Source organism: Paenibacillus sp. Lou8.1, assembly GCF_024213565.1.
In the GTDB taxonomy this organism is placed as follows: Bacteria; Bacillota; Bacilli; order Paenibacillales; family Paenibacillaceae; genus Paenibacillus; species Paenibacillus polymyxa_B.
The window spans coordinates 202,626-222,038 of record NZ_JANAVN010000008.1; the positions used below are offsets into that span (position 1 = coordinate 202,626).

General features: G+C 46.8%; 15 protein-coding genes. All 15 read left to right on the forward strand.

Features of this window, described 5'->3' with window-relative positions:
* The first annotated feature begins 75 nt into the window (after positions 1 to 75).
* The 15 genes from NLX78_RS13460 to cyoD all read left to right on the forward strand — a co-directional run bounded on the left by NLX78_RS13460 (position 76) and on the right by cyoD (position 19,337).
* Entirely contained in the window at positions 76 to 1,482 is a 1,407-nt protein-coding gene (locus NLX78_RS13460; RefSeq protein ID WP_069290415.1) for a cytochrome ubiquinol oxidase subunit I, read from the forward strand.
* A complete protein-coding gene (cydB, locus tag NLX78_RS13465; protein ID WP_254350671.1) occupies positions 1,469 to 2,482 on the forward strand; it encodes a cytochrome d ubiquinol oxidase subunit II in 1,014 nt (337 codons plus the stop codon). Before NLX78_RS13460 ends, cydB begins: the two co-directional genes overlap by 14 nt.
* A complete protein-coding gene (gene cydD, locus NLX78_RS13470; protein WP_254350672.1) occupies positions 2,482 to 4,242 on the forward strand; it encodes a thiol reductant ABC exporter subunit CydD in 1,761 nt (586 codons plus the stop codon). Before cydB ends, cydD begins: the two co-directional genes overlap by 1 nt.
* Positions 4,223 to 5,989, forward strand: coding sequence for a thiol reductant ABC exporter subunit CydC (cydC, locus tag NLX78_RS13475; RefSeq protein WP_254350673.1), 1,767 nt, complete (start codon positions 4,223 to 4,225; stop codon positions 5,987 to 5,989). The genes cydD and cydC overlap by 20 nt, the downstream gene beginning before the upstream one ends.
* 104 nt (positions 5,990 to 6,093) lie before the next feature.
* Positions 6,094 to 6,510: a cupredoxin domain-containing protein gene (locus tag NLX78_RS13480; RefSeq protein ID WP_254329516.1), complete on the forward strand. Its 417-nt coding sequence runs from the start codon at positions 6,094 to 6,096 to the stop codon at positions 6,508 to 6,510.
* Between the two features lie 451 nt (positions 6,511 to 6,961).
* Positions 6,962 to 7,975 (forward strand): ABC transporter permease, encoded by a 1,014-nt coding sequence (locus tag NLX78_RS13485; protein WP_254350674.1) that lies wholly within the window; start codon positions 6,962 to 6,964, stop codon positions 7,973 to 7,975.
* Between the two features lie 15 nt (positions 7,976 to 7,990).
* Positions 7,991 to 8,893, forward strand: a complete 903-nt coding sequence (locus NLX78_RS13490; protein ID WP_061828913.1) for a carbohydrate ABC transporter permease — start codon at positions 7,991 to 7,993, stop codon at positions 8,891 to 8,893.
* A gap of 74 nt (positions 8,894 to 8,967) precedes the next feature.
* A complete protein-coding gene (locus NLX78_RS13495) occupies positions 8,968 to 10,662 on the forward strand; it encodes an ABC transporter substrate-binding protein (protein WP_254350675.1) in 1,695 nt (564 codons plus the stop codon).
* A gap of 106 nt (positions 10,663 to 10,768) precedes the next feature.
* Positions 10,769 to 13,246 (forward strand): glycoside hydrolase family 95 protein, encoded by a 2,478-nt coding sequence (locus tag NLX78_RS13500; protein WP_254350676.1) that lies wholly within the window; start codon positions 10,769 to 10,771, stop codon positions 13,244 to 13,246.
* Positions 13,243 to 14,589: a GH1 family beta-glucosidase gene (locus NLX78_RS13505; RefSeq protein ID WP_025721514.1), complete on the forward strand. Its 1,347-nt coding sequence runs from the start codon at positions 13,243 to 13,245 to the stop codon at positions 14,587 to 14,589. The genes NLX78_RS13500 and NLX78_RS13505 overlap by 4 nt, the downstream gene beginning before the upstream one ends.
* 223 nt (positions 14,590 to 14,812) lie before the next feature.
* Positions 14,813 to 15,061 (forward strand): hypothetical protein, encoded by a 249-nt coding sequence (locus tag NLX78_RS13510; RefSeq protein ID WP_061828909.1) that lies wholly within the window; start codon positions 14,813 to 14,815, stop codon positions 15,059 to 15,061.
* 346 nt (positions 15,062 to 15,407) lie between these two features.
* Complete coding sequence (gene cyoA / locus NLX78_RS13515) at positions 15,408 to 16,391, forward strand: ubiquinol oxidase subunit II (RefSeq protein WP_061828908.1); 984 nt, start codon at positions 15,408 to 15,410, stop codon at positions 16,389 to 16,391.
* 25 nt (positions 16,392 to 16,416) lie between these two features.
* Positions 16,417 to 18,393, forward strand: coding sequence for a cbb3-type cytochrome c oxidase subunit I (locus NLX78_RS13520; RefSeq protein ID WP_235309930.1), 1,977 nt, complete (start codon positions 16,417 to 16,419; stop codon positions 18,391 to 18,393).
* The gene (cyoC, locus tag NLX78_RS13525) at positions 18,393 to 19,001 is read left to right on the forward strand and encodes a cytochrome o ubiquinol oxidase subunit III (protein WP_023990327.1); all 609 of its coding nucleotides are present in this window, start codon (positions 18,393 to 18,395) and stop codon (positions 18,999 to 19,001) included. The genes NLX78_RS13520 and cyoC overlap by 1 nt, the downstream gene beginning before the upstream one ends.
* A complete protein-coding gene (gene cyoD, locus NLX78_RS13530; protein WP_013311980.1) occupies positions 19,002 to 19,337 on the forward strand; it encodes a cytochrome o ubiquinol oxidase subunit IV in 336 nt (111 codons plus the stop codon).
* The last annotated feature ends 76 nt before the right edge of the window (positions 19,338 to 19,413 follow it).

Consider the following 19,413-nt stretch of genomic DNA (forward strand, 5'->3'; position numbering starts at 1 on the left):
ATCACAAATGGAGAAGACTTCAGATTATAAATACTATAAATCATTGTTAAGAGAAGTGCAGGGGGGAGCAACATCATGGACGTATTGGATTTGGCACGGTTGCAGTTTGCAACCACAACGATTCTTCACTTTGTTTATGTGCCGATCTCCATTGGATTGTCGTTGTTAGTGGCAATTATGGAGACTATGTATGTTATCAAGAAAAATGACTTGTACAAAAAAATGGCTCAATTCTGGGGAACGTTTCTGCTGATTAACTTTGCACTGGGCGTCGTCACCGGGATTTTGCAAGAATTTCAGTTCGGGATGAACTGGTCGGACTTTTCCCGTTTTGTCGGTGATGTATTCGGTACGCCGCTGGCGATTGAAGCATTGCTTGCATTTTTTCTAGAATCGACGTTTATCGGATTATGGGTATTCGGTTGGGAAAGATTGTCCAAAACGGTCCATTTAATCTGTATGTGGTTGGTGTCTATCGGTACGATGTTATCGGCATTGTGGATTCTAGCTGCTAATTCATTCATGCAACGTCCCGTAGGATATGAGATTCAAAATGGACGTGCAGAAATGAAAGATTTTGCCGCTCTGCTAACGAACGAGCAACTGCTATGGGAATTTCCGCATACGCTGTTTGCTGCTTTTGCGACAGGAGCATTTCTGATCGCGGGTATCAGTGCATGGAAGCTGATGCAAAAAAAGAATATGGACTTTTTTAAACCTTCTTTCAAATTGAGCATTATTGTTGCCTTAATCAGCGCCATAGCTATTCCTTTGTTTGGTCATGGTCAGGCTCAATATTTAGTGAAAACACAACCGATGAAGATGGCTGCCAGTGAGGGCTTATGGGAAAACAGCGGTGACCCCGCTCCTTGGACAGTTATCGCATGGATTGATCCTGGAAAAAAGGAAAATACCTTTGAGATTAAAGTTCCTTTTGCTTTGAGTTTTCTATCCTATAGTAAATTTACCGGCTCTGTGCCTGGTATGAATGAGCTTCAGGCAGAATATGAGAAAACCTATGGTCCGGGAGATTATATCCCGCCAGTAAGAACCACGTTCTGGAGCTTCCGCATTATGATTGCGGCGGGATGTGGCATGATTGCACTCGCTTTATACGGAGCTTACCTGACGTTCCGTAAAAAGTTGGAGGGCTCGCATCGCTGGTTCTTCCGTCTTATGATATGGGGGATATCCCTTCCATTCATTGGGAATACTTCAGGTTGGATCATGACTGAAATAGGACGCCAACCGTGGACTGTATTTGGTCTGCTTCAAACGAAAGATTCTGTTTCGCCTACGGTTGTGGCTGGAGAAGTGTTGTTCTCGTTCATCTCATTTACCACATTGTATTTAATTTTAACAGGTGTGCTGGCGTTTTTGTTTTACCGTACGGCTCGCAAAGGTCCAGATATTGAGCCGCATCAACAAACGGTAATTCATGATCCTTTTGCTCAAGGGGGTGACACCATTGTCGCTAAATGATTTATGGTTCCTATTGATTGCTGTGCTGTTTACTGGCTTCTTTTTTCTGGAAGGCTTTGATTTTGGCGTAGGAATGGCCACAGGATTGGTGCCGCGTAATGACCAACAAAAACGTTTGATGATCAATACGATTGGTCCATTCTGGGATGCCAACGAAGTGTGGCTGATTACAGCAGCAGGTGCGATGTTTGCCGCTTTCCCACATTTTTATGCAACCATGTTCAGCGGATATTATCTGGTATTTGTCTTTATTTTGCTAGGTTTGATCTTGCGTGGAGTTTCTTTTGAGTTCCGAGGCAAGGCTGAAGGGAAATGGTGGACAGGAACGTGGGATGCCTGCATTCTGATTGGCAGCTTTCTACCGCCGATGCTGTTCGGTATGGCTTTTGCGGCTTTGGTGAAAGGTGTACCTATTCAGCAAAACATGGATTTGAAAGCTGGATTTTCCGATGTATTCAATGGATACACCGTATGGATTGGACTGACAGTGGTCGGAATGTGTCTAATGCACGGACTGACGTTTATTTCCCTGCGGACGATTGGAGAAGTACGGGATCGCGCTCGTGTGATCGCGTCCAAGTTTCTTCCGGTTTTGGGCATTTTACTCGCGGGCATGGTGGTATGGACTTATTTTGCAACGGATTTATTTGCACGTCGCGGTCCCTTTATGTATGCTGCGGTTGCGGTGGGAATTGTCGCCTATGTGCTGACAGGGTACTTCCTGAAGCAGCGCCGTGAAGGATGGGCCTTCGGGATGACAGGTGCAGTGATTTTACTGACCTTCGTATCGTTATTCGTCGGTTTGTTCCCAAGATTTATGGTGAGCTCGATTAACAGTGCTTTTGATTTAACGATTTATAATGCAAGCTCCAGTCATTACACACTGAAAGCCATGACGATTGTTGCAGCAACGCTTTTACCCTTTGTGTTGGCTTATCAGGCATGGAGCTATTTTGTTTTCCATAAGCGTCTCAGTGAGAAGGATCATTTGGAATACTAATGGATAAGGCATGGTTTGAATTAAAGGGCATTCGGCCAGTAATGCTGCTACTGGCTGCCCTTTCCCTGCTCCAGGGGGCCGCAGTGATTGCACAAGCAGTCTTCTTGGCAAAGGCTGTTACGATTTTGTTTGATAAGAATCCGCTGGTAATGGCTTGGCCGTCGCTGGTGTTGTTTTTTGCTGCTTTTGCAATGAGGCATACGGCGATCTGGCTGCAACGCCGGACAGCAGGCCGTTTTGCCGAAGCTTCAGGCGCTTCCTTACGGGAGCGTCTGCTTGCACGTTTGTTCGAACGGGGGCCGGGTTTTGCAGCGCGGGAAGGTAGCGGCAAGTTGGTGACGCTAGCGCTGGACGGCATGGATCGTTTTCGCACGTATTTGGAACTGTCCATTCCTCGTATGATTGACATGATGGCTGTAACTATACTTGTGCTTGTGTATGTTTTCACATTGGATGTCATTTCAGGTGTGATTTTGACGACTACGATGCCGATCCTGGTGGGCTTCTTTATTTTGCTTGGCTTGGCGGCGCGGAAGCAGGCAGACAAGCAGTGGCGTTCCTATCGTCTGTTATCTCACCATTTCACGGATTCGCTGCGTGGACTTCAGACACTAAGGTTTTTGGGTCGTAGCCAAGAGCATGGGGAAACGGTTGGGAAGGTCAGCGACCAATACCGCACGGCAACGATGCGCACGCTGCGGGTAGCGTTTCTTTCCTCATTTGCCCTTGATTTTTTTAGTATGCTATCGGTCGCTTTTGTCGCGGTAGGCTTGGGTTTGCGCCTGATTAGTGGCTCGGTGGGTTTGGAGGCAGCGCTGGCGGTGCTTATTTTAGCGCCAGAATATTTTATGCCCATACGCCAGTTGGGATCAGACTATCATGCTTCACTGGATGGCAAGGAGGCTTGGGGAGCAATGCGCTCCATTCTCAGTACAGAGGATGATGCGACCAAGCCGAATAAACCGGCAGCTAACGATAAAGGATTGGACATCACGGGACAGGACATTCTTGAGCTGTCTGATGTGTGCCTCCTTAATGAAGACGGTTCGGCTCGGCTTGAACATGTGTCTGCACATGTTGAACCGCACATGAACATGATCGGCATCGTTGGAGCTAGCGGTGCAGGTAAAACAACGCTGCTTAGTCTGCTTGGCGGCTTTGCTGATCCGACTTCAGGCGAGCTACTCCTGAATGGATGCGGATTGGCTGGGGAAGCCAAAGCCGAATGGCAGCGTCATATTGCGTATATTCCACAGCATCCATATCTGTTTAGCGCATCTTTGGCAGATAATATCCGCTTTTATGAACCGGAGGCATCCAACCAGCAGGTAGAGTGGGCGATTGACGCGGTTGGACTGCATGAACTGGTAGACGGTCTTCCGGGTGGAATGAATGAGCCCATTGGTGAAGCGGGTAGGACACTGAGCGGAGGGCAGGCGCAGCGGATTGCATTGGCACGGGCCTTGCTCAGTAACCGTCCGGTCATTTTATTGGATGAGCCTACGGCGCATCTGGATATTGAGACAGAGTGGGAGCTAAAACAGACGATTTTATCGGTTTTGAAACACAAAAGAGTGTTTCTTGCCACCCACCGGCTACATTGGATGCCAGATATGGACTGTGTCTGGATGATGAATCAAGGTCGTCTGGAAGAAGTAGGTTCCCATCAACAATTGATTGCCCGTAAGGGGGCATATTACCGATTGCTGACGGGGATGTCGGAAGGAGGGAACGGACGATATGAGAGTAACGGACAATAGCAGACAAGGCTGGTTTGTGACGTATCTGAGACAATATTTTTGGGCTTTTCTGGTAGCTGCTCTTTTGGGTGCATTGGCCATTGGATGTGCGGGCGCGTTGCTCTTTACGTCCGGTCATCTGATTACCCGTTCGGCCTTAAAACCGGAAAATATATTAATGGTGTATGTTCCAATTGTGCTTGTGCGAACATTTGGCTTTAGTAAAGCGGTTATTCAGTACCTGGAGCGCTTGGTAGGACATGATGCCGCACTGCGCCTTGTGTCCCGTATGCGGGTACGCTTATATCGGGCAGTGGAACCGCAGGCGCTGATGATTCGCAGCAAATTCCGTACAGGGGACCTCTTGGGACTGCTGGCAGAGGATATTGAGCAGCTTCAAAACATCTATTTGAAGCTAGTTTTGCCTGCGCTATCGGCTTTGCTGATTTATGCAGCAGGCATCTGGGCGCTTGGACGGATGGACGGAACCTTTGCCTTGCTCATGGCGTTATATGGCGGATTTTTGCTTTTTATTGCCCCGGCTATCTCACTATGGACCTCACTCGCCAAACGGCGAGTGTTCAAGCAGGAACGGAGTAAAGCCTATCAGGAGCTAACGGATGCTCTGTTTGGCATGAGTGATCTGGTGCTGAGCGGACGGACTGGGCATTTCCTGAGCACCTTTACACAACGACACAATAGGGCTGCCGTAATGGAAAATTCACTTCGCCGGAGCGAGTGGCGTTCTCATTGGATCGCACAATGCGTTGTAGGTGGCGGGGTTGTGATTATGACTGTGTGGGCTGGAGGACTGGTAGCACAGAATCGTATAGAAGCCACATGGCTGGCATCCTTTGCCCTTGTGGCTTTTCCATTGCTGGATGCCTTCGTTCGCGCTGGAGAAGCGGTGGTTCATGCGCCGGAGTATCAGGATTCACTTCGACGGTTAAAGGATTCGGAGAAAGACACACCTACACCTGGAGCAGGCGGAACAGCAGATATTCTAGAGGAACAGGCTACCGCTATGCGATTGGGCCACGGAGGAGACCTGCTGCTGAACAACGTAAGCTACCGCTATGCGACAACGCAGGAATGGAGCGTTCGTGATATCTCTTTGCACGTACCACAGGGGGGGAAGGTTGCATTGCTTGGTCGCAGTGGTGCGGGCAAGTCCACGCTACTGAACCTGATTCAGGGAGCATTGCAGCCTGATGAAGGTAGCGTCACTGTCGCAGGGATTCCCGTATATACAGGTGGAGCATACTCCAGTCTATTTGCAGTGCTAAACCAACAGCCGTATTTATTCGATACAACGGTAGCGAACAATATTCGGCTGGGACGACCCGATGCTACGCTGGATGAGGTTCGTGCAGTAACAGAGCAGGTAGGGCTTGGAGCCCTAATTGATTCTTTGCCGGAGGGCTACGATACCCGAATGCAGGAGACAGGTCTTCGTTTTTCCGGTGGAGAAAAACAGCGAATTGCACTGGCGCGGATTTTGCTGCAAAATCACCCGATTGTTTTACTGGATGAGCCGACAGTGGGGCTTGACCCGCTGACAGAGCATGAGCTCATGCAGACGATGTTTCGTGTGCTGGAGGGTAAAACGCTCATCTGGATCACGCATCATCTCACAGGAATGGAGCATATGGACGAGGTGATCTTTATGGAAAAAGGGGTCATTTCCATGCGAGGAAGCCATGAACAGCTGTGGCAGGAGCAGTCCCGATACCGCAGCCTGTATGAGCTGGATCATCCGAGCCTGTGAAATGAGGTATTTAAAATTTTGATTAACTTTTATATACTGGTTAGAGTTGATGCGTCACATGTAGACACTCAACTGTAGACACTCAACTGGAGGGGCTGATATGAATGAAAGCACTTATCTCTAAGCATTGGCATTTGATGCTGATTGGTTTTGTAGCCCTGAGTATGGGCGGGTTTGTCTTGTTTTATTTTCAGGGGAGCGTGTCGTCGTTTCCGGCCAGTCAACCTAAACAAGCTCAGGAAGAGCCAGACAAGACCAAATATGAGATTGTTACAGTGGGTGTAAAAGGGGACGGTTTCTATCCTAAAAATATTGAAGTGAAAGCTGGCGTTCCAACCAAAATCAATTTCAAGAAAATGACATCCTTTACTTGCATTGATGAAGTGCAGTCGTTGAAGATCGGAATGGACGTTTACCTGGATCACGAAAATAATTATTTTACCGTCAAGGACTTGAAGCCGGGGGTATATGAGTATAATTGTGGCATGTACATGTACTTTGGGACGATCACAGTAAAATAAATCAAAATAGCTTTCTAGCACATGGATGCTAGAAAGCTATTTTTTTCCTTTAATCAATTAGGTTAATTGCGACAGTCTGTATATACCATCATCCACCTGTGGTGCAATATGCATTATCCTTTATCCTTTACCTCTGATCAGCTTACATTGCTGATCTTTTGTTTTTTACAAGACTTCTCTCAGAAAATTTACATGAGAACGGAGCAGGCGGAATGGTGCTGGACAAGCGAAGCGGTCGCCTTTGTCCCCGGATTTCTACCTTTGGTTGCTTATTCAAGAAATCCGGGGACAACAGCGAGGGAAGCACCATCCGCATGCGTAGTGGTACGAATGTAATTTTTTTCATCCCATATATCTAATTTTGAACTGATTTTTCTCCTAATTCGTCGGGTACCCGCTTTCAAGCCAGCAAAGTATGATAATAGTATCTAGAGATGAGGAGGAGCTTGTTATGGGATCTTCAACTGAAACCGCTTCCAACAATGGTGCTGTGATTCCTGAATCCAACCGGGGAAGACCGCTCAAGGCTCGCGGCCCGAAGCCTGAACGTGGTAGAAAAGGCTTGTGGGACAGTGTGAAGCAGCAAAAGTATCTTTATTTTATGTCTATTCCTTTCGTCATATGGGTGTTTGTTTTCAGCTATCTTCCGCTCTGGGGCTGGACGATGGCGTTTCAAAATTATAAGCCAGCCAAATCTTTTTCGGACCAGAAATGGGTAGGGCTGAATAACTTTATTGAGCTATTTCAGGATGAACGATTTTATCTGGTATTACGCAATACGCTAGCGATGAGCCTAATGGGGATTATATTTGGTTTTGTCGTACCGATCTTCTTTGCAATTCTGTTAAATGAGCTACGTGGTATGCTGTTCAAACGGTTTGTGCAGACAATATCCTACCTCCCACATTTTGTATCCTGGGTAGTTGTAGCCGGTTTGGTCACCAAGATGCTGTCCATTGACGGAGGCATTGTCAACGATATATTGGTAGCGCTTCATATTGTGGATGAACCAATTCAGTTCATGGCAAAGGGTAGCTGGTTCTGGTACATTGTAACCGCTTCCGACATATGGAAAGAGACAGGTTGGAATACGATTATTTATTTAGCTGCAATCACCGGAATTGATCAAGAACAGTATGAAGCATCGCGCGTGGATGGAGCGAGCCGCTGGAGACAGATGTGGCATATTACACTTCCGGGTATCCGCTCGACGATTGCGGTTCTGTTCATTATGGCGATTGGACATCTGGTGAGCAACGGTTTTGAAAAGCAGTTCTTGCTTGGCAATAGTCTCGTGACGGATTATTCCGAGGTGCTGGATCTGTACGCGCTCAATTACGGGATTAATTTGGGTCGCTTCTCTTATGGGACGGCAATTGGTATTTTCAACTCACTGGTTAGCATTCTGCTGTTGTTTACGGCGAACGGTATATTCAAAAAACTGACCAAAGAAAGCATCATGTAGGGAGGGAGAAGCGAAATGACAAATAGGGCATTTAATGCTACCCGGTCTGAGAAGCTGTTTGACCTGTTCAATTATATCCTCATGGCTCTGATCGTGGTGTTGACACTGTACCCGTTTCTGAACGTACTTGCGATTTCCCTGAACAATTCAACGGACACGGTTCGCGGTGGTATTTATATATGGCCCCGCCAATTTACGCTCGAAAATTACAAAACGATTTTCCAGTACGATGGCCTTCTTCAGGGGCTGCAAATATCTATTCTTCGTACTTTGGTCGGGACAGTACTCGGTTTGATCTGCGCGTCTATGCTTGCTTTTACATTGAGTCGGGTCGAGTTTCGCGCTCGTAAGTTTATTTCTACGTTTTTAGCGTTGACGATGTATTTTTCTGGCGGGATGGTGCCCGTGTTTATTTTGATGCGTGATCTGCATCTGCTGGGTTCGTTTTGGGTGTACATTTTTCCAGGCTTAATTAGCGCATTTAATGTGTTTGTTATTCGTTCCTTTATGGACGGTTTGCCGTATGCGCTGCAGGAGTCAGCCAAACTCGATGGGGCGAATGATTTTACGATTTACTGGAGAATTATTTTGCCGCTGTGCAAACCAGTATTGGCAACGATTGCTCTTTTTCTGGCAGTAGGTCAGTGGAATGCTTGGTTTGATACGTATTTGTATAATGGTGGGGCGCCTCAATGGACGACGCTACAGTATGAGCTGATGAAGATACTGCAAAGTACGCAGCAAGGCGGCTCCAGTATGACGAATAGTAACGATATGGCTAAGCAAATGGCTCAAATTTCACCAGAGTCGATTAAAATGGCAATCACGATTACGGTTACGCTCCCCATCCTGATGGTGTATCCGTTCTTGCAAAAATATTTTGTAGGCGGTATGACGCTGGGGGCAGTGAAATCATAAAAATCGGGATACCGGTAGTGAAATAGAAGTTATTTGCAGGAGAAGTCATCATAGGAATATAGGAGGATTTATACATGAACAAACACTGGTCCAGATTTGCACTGATTCCCTTGCTCGCGGTGTCTCTTACCGCACTCGCAGGTTGTGGAGGAAGCGATAAAGCAGCGAAGGAAGGCACGTCTAGCGGCACAGACCCGATTACGTTTAGCTTCTTCGGAGCAGATACAAGCCCACAATGGAATGGAATGAAGGATGAAATAGGCAAGGAAATCACCAAGAAAACAGGTGTAACCTTGAATGCGGAATTTGATGTCAGCGGTGGAGGTGGAGATGACCGAATTGCTTTGATGGCAGCAAGTGGAGAATACCCGGACTTGGTTTCTCCTAAAGCGAATATTAACAAGCTTGTGGATGCGGGGGCCATGATTGATCTGACAGATCTGATCAACGATCACGCACCCAATCTCAAAAAGCTATATGGACCCTATATGGATCGTTTGAAATACAGTAATAAAGATCAATCCATCTATGTCCTTCCTACATATGCAGGTGTGGGACAGGAGAGTTTTGACGCGACGGGCGGATTTGAAATTCAGCATAAGGTGCTCAAGGAGTTAGGATATCCAAAGGTAAGAACGCTACAGGATTATGAAAACGTACTCAAAACCTATACAGCCAAGCACCCAACGATCAATGGCAAAAAAACGATCCCACTCACGCTGGATGCAGACGACTGGAGAATTATGATTACCGTAACGAATCCTGCCTTCCAGACGACTGGAGCGCCAGATGATGGTGAATATTTTATTGATCCCAAAACATTTGAAGCGAAGCTTCATTACAAACGTCCTGAAGAAAAGGAATATTTCCGTTGGTTGAACCACATGTACAATGAAGGGCTGCTCGATAAAGATTCGTTTGTGCAAAAAAGTGATCAATACAAATCCAAAATTGCCAGCGGCCGTGTCCTCGGTCTAATTGATCAGGAGTGGGGGTATCAGGATGCCGAAAATACGTTAAAAGCTTCAGGCAAGGCCGATTCCAGCTACGCGCATTTTCCAGTTACACTTTCGGAGAAATACAAGGATAGCTCCTTTCAGGATACGGGCTTCGCGTCCGGTTATGGTGTAGGGATTACGGAAAATTGCAAGGACCCGGTGCGGGCTATTAAATTCCTTGATTATTTAGCTTCTGATGAAGGACAGGTGCTAGTGAACTGGGGGATCGAGGGCAAGCATTATGAGATCAAAGACGGCAAACGCGTCATTCCGGCTGATGTACTGGAGCAAAAAACGAACAATACAACCAACTTCAACAAATCCACGGGTATAGATTTGTACACGCTCATCAGTGGACACTATGGTGACGGCGTGAAGGACCCTACAGGCAACTACTATACTGCCAAATTCCCGGAGCAAATTATCGCGGCTTATTCGAAGCCAGAGAAAGAATCGCTTAAAGCGTATGGCGTAAAAACGTGGAAAGATCTGTTCCCGGACAAGAAAGAATTTGATGTAAAGCCTTGGGGCGCAGCCTATAACCTGACAACAGACAATGAATCCAACTATAACGTTACATTCAAAAAAACGACAGACATTATCCGCAAACGTATACCCGAAGCTATTTTAGCACCAGCTTCCAATTTTGATACGGTATACGACAACATGATTAAAGAACTGGATGCCGCCGGAGCTGTCCAAATGGAACAGCAATACACGCAACTGGTAAAGGACAGAGTGGAGTTATGGAGCGGTAAGGCTTCTAAATAGCTGACTGCTTTTAACGAAATTTTGAATGCCGGAATGACAGAGCGCTTGTCCTTATGGTCCATACGGGATTAGCGCTCTGTTTCATCTTGATGGGGGAGGGTTTGATGTGACGAAAGGCAAAAGACCACAGTCCCTGCGTTTATGGTATCGCCAGCCTGCTGAGGTATGGGAGGAAGCATTGCCAGTCGGCAATGGAAGGCTGGGAGCTATGGTATTTGGCGGAATCAGAGAGGAGCATTTGCAATTAAACGAGGATACGCTCTGGTCCGGGTTTCCCAGAGACGGCGTTCAGTATGATGCTTTGCGATATTTGCAGCCTGTCAGAAAGCTGATTGCAGATGGAAAATACAAGGAAGCGGAACAACTGATTAATGCGAATATGCTAGGTCGCGATACGGAAGCCTATCAGCCTTTGGGAGATTTGTGGATTACGCAGGAGGGCCTAGGGGAAATTGTGCATTATGAACGGGAACTGGATTTGCTGACTGGAACGGCAGCGGTCACTTTTCAAAGTGATGGAGTCCGCTATACCCGTGAAGTTATCGCCAGTGCGCCAGATGGAATCATGATGGTGTCACTGACTGCGAATAAGCTTGGGAAGATCCATGCATCTGTGCGCATCACTTCCCCCCATCTTTGTGAAGACGAGGTTGGAGAGGATGCACATTTTGGTGATTCATCCAAATGGGATAGCGATAATAACGATCCATCCGATGAGCCGATCAGGGACTTTATTACGTTGACTGGACGAGCGCCCAGTCATGTGGAATCTAATTATCGCGGCGATCATCCACGGTCTGTCGTTTATGAAAATGATTTGGGGATGGCTTTTGCAGTTCAGGCGAGGGTTATTCCCGAGGGAGGAACCTTGACGACGGGTGCTGATGGAGCACTGATCATCTCGGGCGCGGATAAAATCACGGTGTATTTGGCAGCTGCTACCGGATTTCAGGGATTTCACGCTATGCCGAATAGTGATGCAACGGAATCAGCAGAAGCATGTCAAGTCATTTTAGACGAAGCAATTTCGCTGGGAAGTGAGCAGGTGTGGCAACGCCATGAACAGGATCACCGAAAGCTGTTTGACCGCGTTGTATTAGAACTGAGAGGTGATACTCTAACCGACGACTCCGTTCTACCGACAGATCTGCGATTGGAACGTTATCAGAAAGGTCAGGCCGATCTGGAGCTGGAGGTGCTGTTATTTCAGTATGGCCGCTATTTGCTCATGGGCAGCTCGCGTCCGGGGAGTCAGCCTGCCAATCTTCAGGGCATCTGGAATGACCGGGTGCAGCCGCCGTGGAATAGTAATTATACAACCAATATCAATGCGCAGATGAACTATTGGCCCGCAGAGGTATGCAATCTTGCCGAGTGCCATGAACCATTGCTGCACATGATTGGAGAAGTGGCTCGTACGGGACGGAGGGTAGCCTCCATCCATTATGGTGCTCAAGGGTGGGCAGCTCATCACAATGTAGATGTGTGGAGATACGCCGGACCTTCAGGGGGCCATGCCAGTTGGGCGTTTTGGCCGCTTGGGGGTGTATGGCTCACTGCTCACCTATGGGAGCGCTATCTGTTTACCCTGGATACAGCCTATTTGGCAGAACAAGCTTATCCACTCATGAAGGGGGCGGCAACCTTTTGCATGGACTGGCTCGTGGAAGGCCCGGAGGGTCGGCTTGTGACATGCCCATCTACATCACCAGAAAATAAATTCAAAACGCCGGACGGCGAGGATTGCAGTATCTCTATGGGCTCCACCATGGATATGACGCTGATTCGGGAGCTGTTGGATAACTGCATTCAAGCTGCGGACCTGCTGGAATTAGACGATGAATTCCGCAACCGCTGCGAGGAGACACGGGCACGGTTAATGCCCTATCAAATCGGACGTCACGGCCAGTTACAGGAATGGTTTATCGATTTTGAGGAAGCGGAGCCTGGGCATCGACATGTTTCGCATCTATATGGGTTATATCCCGGTCGACAAATTCACATCCGTGATACCCCGGAGCTGGCTGAGGCAGCCCGCATATCGCTGCGTCGACGGCTTGATCACGGTGGTGGGCATACCGGATGGAGCTGTGCCTGGTTGATTAACCTGTACGCTCGGCTGGAAGATGGCGACGCCGCACATCGGTATGTTCGCACGTTGCTGTCGCGATCAACCTATCCTAATTTATTCGACGCTCACCCGCCTTTTCAGATCGACGGTAATTTTGGTGCGACGGCGGGGATTGCAGAAATGCTGCTACAAAGCCGTCCGGGAGAGCTGACGTTACTGCCTGCCTTGCCAACGGCATGGTCGGAGGGACGAGTCAGTGGATTGAAGGGACATGGCGGGATGACGGTCGGCATGGAATGGTCTGGTTCCAGGCTCATCCGTGCTGAATTCACCGCGTCTGTCCAGACGGGAAGCTGCACGATTCGCTATTCACATCCGTTTAGCACAGATGCTCGTCAGGCTCTGCCTGATCCTGAGCATGGAGGATTCATTTTGTCATGGATTTTTACCAAAGAGCAGGAAATAACGAACCAACATACGATTATAATTGAAGGAGAGGAAGAGATAATATGACCATTTTTCAATTTCCGCAGGACTTTATGTGGGGGACCGCGACGGCAGCCTATCAAATCGAGGGAGCTTATGAGGAGGATGGGAGAGGTTTGTCGATCTGGGATACCTTTGCCCATACGCCTGGCAAAGTATTCAACGGTGATAACGGCAATGTAGCTTGTGACAGCTATCATCGCTACGAGGAAGATATCCGCCTAATGAAGGAACTGGGCATTCGTACATACCGTTTTTCAGTGTCCTGGCCGCGTATATTTCCCAATGGTGATGGTGAAGTCAATCAAGAAGGATTGGACTATTATCATCGCGTAGTCGATTTGTTGAACGAAAATGGGATTGAACCGTTTTGTACACTGTACCATTGGGATCTGCCTCAAGCGCTTCAGGATGCTGGAGGATGGGAGAATCGTCGCACGATTCAAGCGTTTGTTCAGTTTGCAGAAACGATGTTCCGCGAGTTTCACGGTAAAATACACCATTGGCTAACATTCAATGAACCATGGTGCATCGCCTTTTTATCTAATATGCTGGGTGTTCATGCCCCGGGTCTGACAAATCTTCAGACAGCCATTGATGTAGGACATCATTTGCTAGTTGCGCATGGTCTTTCTGTGCGCCGTTTCCGCGAGCTGGGCACCAGTGGCCAGATCGGTATCGCTCCCAATGTCTCCTGGGCTGTTCCTTACAGCACATCTGAGGAAGATAAAGCCGCTTGTGCGCGCACTATTTCCCTGCACAGTGACTGGTTTCTTCAACCTATTTATCAAGGCTCGTATCCTCAGTTTTTGGTAGACTGGTTTGCGGAGCAGGGAGCCACCGTGCCTATTCAGGATGGGGATATGGATATTATCGGCGAGCCTATTGATATGATCGGTATCAATTACTATGCTATGTCAGTTAATCGTTTTAATCCTGAAGCCGGGTTTCTTCAATCTGAAGAAATCAATATGGGGCTACCTGTAACGGATATCGGTTGGCCAGTGGAGTCGCGTGGGCTGTACGAGGTACTGCATTATTTGCAAAAATACGGTAACCTCGATATTTATATCACAGAGAATGGGGCTTGCATCAACGATGATGTCGTGAATGGCAAGGTTCAGGATGACCGTCGTATTTCGTATATGCAGCAGCATTTGGTGCAGGTACACCGGGCTATTCATGACGGCCTTCATGTCAAAGGATATATGGCATGGTCACTTATGGACAATTTTGAGTGGGCAGAGGGATATAATATGAGATTTGGCATGATTCATGTCGATTTCCGCACACAGGTCCGCACCCCGAAGGAAAGTTACTATTGGTATCGAAATGTAGTAAGTAATAACTGGTTGGAGACCAGACGTTAAACGATAAACGAAGAGCGATTTAAAAATATAGCAAAGATAGACCTGTCTTCACTCCCTTTTGTTTGAACACTGGGTCTTCCGGGGTAATAATAGTCAAGATATGCAGAGGGTTGTTTTAGGTATGTAGAGACCAAAGGGAATAAAGAAGCAAGATATGTGCATACTGACAAAAATACCAGACGAGGGCGTTAAAAATTATTTTAGACCGAAGGGAGTGAAGGGTATGGCTGCAAATTTTAGGAAATCAGGATCAACTGACGGGCAAATGAGCCGGACGGTATCTGTTATCGCTTGGATCGCCTGTATTGCAGGTATTATCCTTATTTTGCTTGATATAGGTAATTTAACTGATCGGAATATATATTTAATGACAGGCATTGGCTGCGTTGTTGCCGGGATTTTTATTTTTCTAGTTGGGAAATCATTTGTCATTGCCCGCAAGAAGGAAGACCAGGAAAACGGCCGCAGTTAATACAATTTAAAAATGATTTAAAGCAAATATATGCCGAAAACAACAATGTGGGGCTTCGAGCAGTGTAGGATGATAACTGTAAGGAGTCCCGCTTTTTTCTTTAATATAACTTCTTTAAGATACACAAATAACGTATTTATTATGTCATCTTTGTATTAATAAGAAATTTTGAATTTGCAAGAGAAATTTTATTTTTAGAGATGTTTTTCACAAAAAACGGACAAATAATCGACAATTCTGTTAACAATAAAAAAAGTGGCCACTTTTCTGCTATCTTATATAGGGGCAACATTACAGGAGTTCGTAAAGTTTTGAGTAATTTATTATTTAAGGAGAGGGGAACAACATGAACAAAAAACCAAAAGCGATTATTGCGTTGGTTTTGACCGTGCTCACGGTAGCATTGCTCATTTGGACGTGTTTTTATGCTGGCGGAAAATACGTTGTTTTCGATCCGAAAGGACCCGTTGGGCAAGCACAAAAAGAGCTGATCATTCTTACAACGGCATTGTCTGCGCTAATAATTGTACCGGTCATGATTTTGACTTTCTTCATCATTTGGCGGTATCGTGATACACCGACAAACAAGGTGAAGTATCAACCCCACTGGGATGACAGCAAAAAGCTGGAGACCACATGGTGGGCTATCCCAATTATCGTTATCTGTATTATTGCTGTCATTACTGCAAGATATACCTACTTGCTGGAGCCTTCCAAGCCGTTGGCAAGTACGCAAAAGCCAGTAACCATTCAAGTGACTTCACTGGACTGGAAATGGCTCTTTATGTACCCAGAGGAAGGTATAGCTACAGTTAACCAAGTTCACATTCCTAAAGGTGTTCCAGTCCGTTTTGAACTGACTGCTGACGCCCCGATGAACTCATTCTGGATTCCGCAATTGGGCGGACAAATCTACACCATGTCAGGCATGGCTATGAAACTGCATTTGCAGGCCGATCACGAAGGAACTTACTTTGGTTCGGGTGCAAACTTTAGCGGTGAGCATTTTGGACAAATGCGTTTTGATGTAGAAGTCCAGTCGGATGAAGAGTATAAAAACTGGGTCGCTGACATCAAAAAGCAGTCTAAGCCGCTGACGAAAGACGGCTATTTGGCGCTTGCAAAACCAGGTTTGTCCCAGCCTGATGAGTATTCTTCGATTCCAGATGGCTTGTTCAAAGACATTGTTAACAAGTATGTAGTGGAGGGCGCTTCTAACCCACATGCTGGACATGGTGAAGCTACATCCACAGAAGGTTCTTCTCAGTCCGGCACAGAAGATCATGCGGCAATGGACATGAGTCATATGAATATGAGCGGACACAATTAAATGATTATAGGGAAGGAGGCCCCCAATGCTTGACAAAATAAAAGAGTTTGCATCCACTTTCTTCGTTACTGGAGACCCAATGATCTATGGAGCGGACGTCTCCATCGCATTAGCGACGATCGGGATCGTGTTTGTGCTCACTTATTTCAAAAAATGGGGCTGGCTTTGGAAAAACTGGTTGACTACTGTTGACCATAAAAAAGTCGGTATTATGTATATTCTTGCGGCCATCTTAATGTTATTCCGCGGAGGCGTGGATGCATTATTGATGCGTGTTCAACTGGCTACACCGGATGTTACACTTCTGCATCCTGAGCATTACAACCAGATTTTCACAACTCATGGCACGATCATGATCCTGTTTATGGCGATGCCGTTGATGTTTGGTTTGTTTAATATCGCCGTACCCCTTCAAATTGGTGCGCGCGACGTTGCGTTTCCTTTCCTGAACGCATTGAGCTTCTGGCTTTTCTTTATGGGAGCGATGTTGTTCAACCTGTCCTTCGTGATCGGTGGTTCGCCAGACGCAGGTTGGTTGAGTTATCCACCGCTTTCAGAACTGCAATTTAGTCCTGGCGTCGGTCAGAACTTCTATATCTGGGGTATTCAGATTTCGGGTATAGGTTCATTGGCTACGGGTATCAACTTTATTGTGACCATTATTAAAATGCGTGCACCTGGTATGACTTGGATGAAAATGCCTGTCTTTACGTGGTCCGTATTTTCGTCATGTGTTATTATCATTTTCGCATTCCCGATTCTGACGGTTACTTTGGCATTGCTGTTCCTTGACCGCTTCGGAGGAGGACACTTCTTTACGCTTGATTTCGGCGGTAACCCAATGATGTATATCAACTTGATCTGGATGTGGGGTCACCCTGAGGTATACATTGTAGTTTTGCCTGCCTTCGGTATTTATTCCGAGGTTATCAGCGTATTCTCCAAAAAGAAATTGTTTGGATACAAGTCCATGGTTTACGCCATGTTCATTATTGCGATCTTGTCCTTCTTCACCTGGGCGCATCACTTCTTCACGATGGGATCAGGCGCAGATGTTAATGCATTCTTTGCGATTTCGACGATGGTTATCGCAATACCGACAGGGGTTAAAGTATTTAACTGGCTGTTCACGATGTATCGGGGTAAGATTACATTCAAGACTCCTATGATGTGGTCAATTGCTTTTATTCCGAACTTCTTGATTGCTGGTTTGACAGGCGTCATGTTGTCTGTAGCGCCTGCTGACTTCCAGTTCCATAACAGTTACTTCCTGATCGCTCACTTTCACTCCGCTCTGATTGGTGGTGTAGTGTTCGGTTACTTGGCAGGTCTGTACTATTGGTGGCCTAAAATGTTCGGTTTCACATTGCCTGAAACGCCTGGTAAATGGGCTTTCTGGTTCTGGAACATCGGTTTCTATGTATGTTTTATTCCGCAATATTCTCTCGGTCTGATGGGTATGACGCGTCGTCTGAGCACTTACGGCTGGGATACCGGCTGGCAGCCGCTTAACCTCGTTTCGACCGTTGGGGCATTCTTGATGGGGATTGGTTTCTTGTTCCAGGTTCTTCAAATTCTTCTGGGCATCAAGAATTACCGTAAGCTGAAGGATACAACAGGCGACCCTTGGGGTGGTCATACGTTGGAATGGTCGATTCCTTCACCTGCACCAGAATACAATTTTGCTACCATTCCACAAGTAGAAGAACGTGATGACTGGTGGGCAGAAAAAGACCAACGTGCAAAAGGTATTTTCAGAAAGCAACCGCCAATTGAAGCGATTCATATGCCGAAGAACTCGGCGATTCCATTCATTATGTCGGTATTCTTTTTCATTGCAGGTTTCGGGTTCGTATTCGGATGGTCGTTCTTCTATATTCCAGGGCTGATCGGTGTGGCAATTTGTATGATTTGCCGTTCGTTCTTCTCCTATGATGGCGACTACTATATCCCTGCGGATGAAGTAAAACGCACGGAAGCGGCAATAAGGGGGTCTGTATAATGGCACAAGCAGCAGCACACCAAAGCCATGATCATGACCACGGGCATCACGATCCGCAAGAATTGAAGATGCTTGGTTTTTGGATCTTCCTCGTAACGGACGTAATCCTGTTCAGTACCTTGTTCGCAACCTTCGTCGTCCTTCGGAACAACACAGCCGGAGGACCGGGTGGCGCAGAGCTGTTTAACATGACGGGCGTTATTATTGAAACGTTCCTCTTGCTCACGAGCAGCTTCACAAGTGGTCTGGCTGTGTTGGCCATGAACAAAGGAAGCATGAAGGGATTAATTAACTGGTTAATCGTGACGGCGATCCTAGGTCTTGGCTTTATCGGTTTTGAGGTTTACGAGTTTGTTGAGTTGGTACACGAAGGAGCCAATTTTGGAACCAGTGCGTTCTTGTCGGCATTCTTCACTTTAGTCGGAACGCACGGACTTCACGTTTCGTTAGGTCTGGTTTGGATGATTGGACTCATGTTCCAGTTGAAAAAACGCGGGCTTACACCAGAGACGAAGGGGAAAGTTTCGGCATTGAGCTTGTACTGGCACTTTTTGGACGCTGTCTGGATCTTCTTGCTGACAGTCGTCTATTTGATGGGGGTGATGTAGATGGCACAGCATCAAACAGGAGCGGGTTCGCATGGTCATGATGATTCTCACGGTTCAGTGAAATCCTATGTTATCGGGTTTATTCTGTCCATCGTACTGACCATCATTCCTCTCGGTGTGGTTATGAATCATATGTTGAGCCGCACTTCGACCATGGTTGTTATTTTAGCCGCGGCAGTGCTGCAATTTCTGGTTCAGCTTTTCTTCTTCATGCACATTCGTGAGAGCAATGGACCACGCTGGAATGTCATGACTTTGATTTTCGGGGTAGTTATCCTGTTGACCGTTGTTGGTGGTTCTGTATGGATTATGGAATACAACATGGTAGCACACTAATAAGTAGGATTTTTGCAAAATCACTCAAGTACAAACGAATTAGGAAAGAAGAAGCGGACTTAGAGCCGCTTCTTCT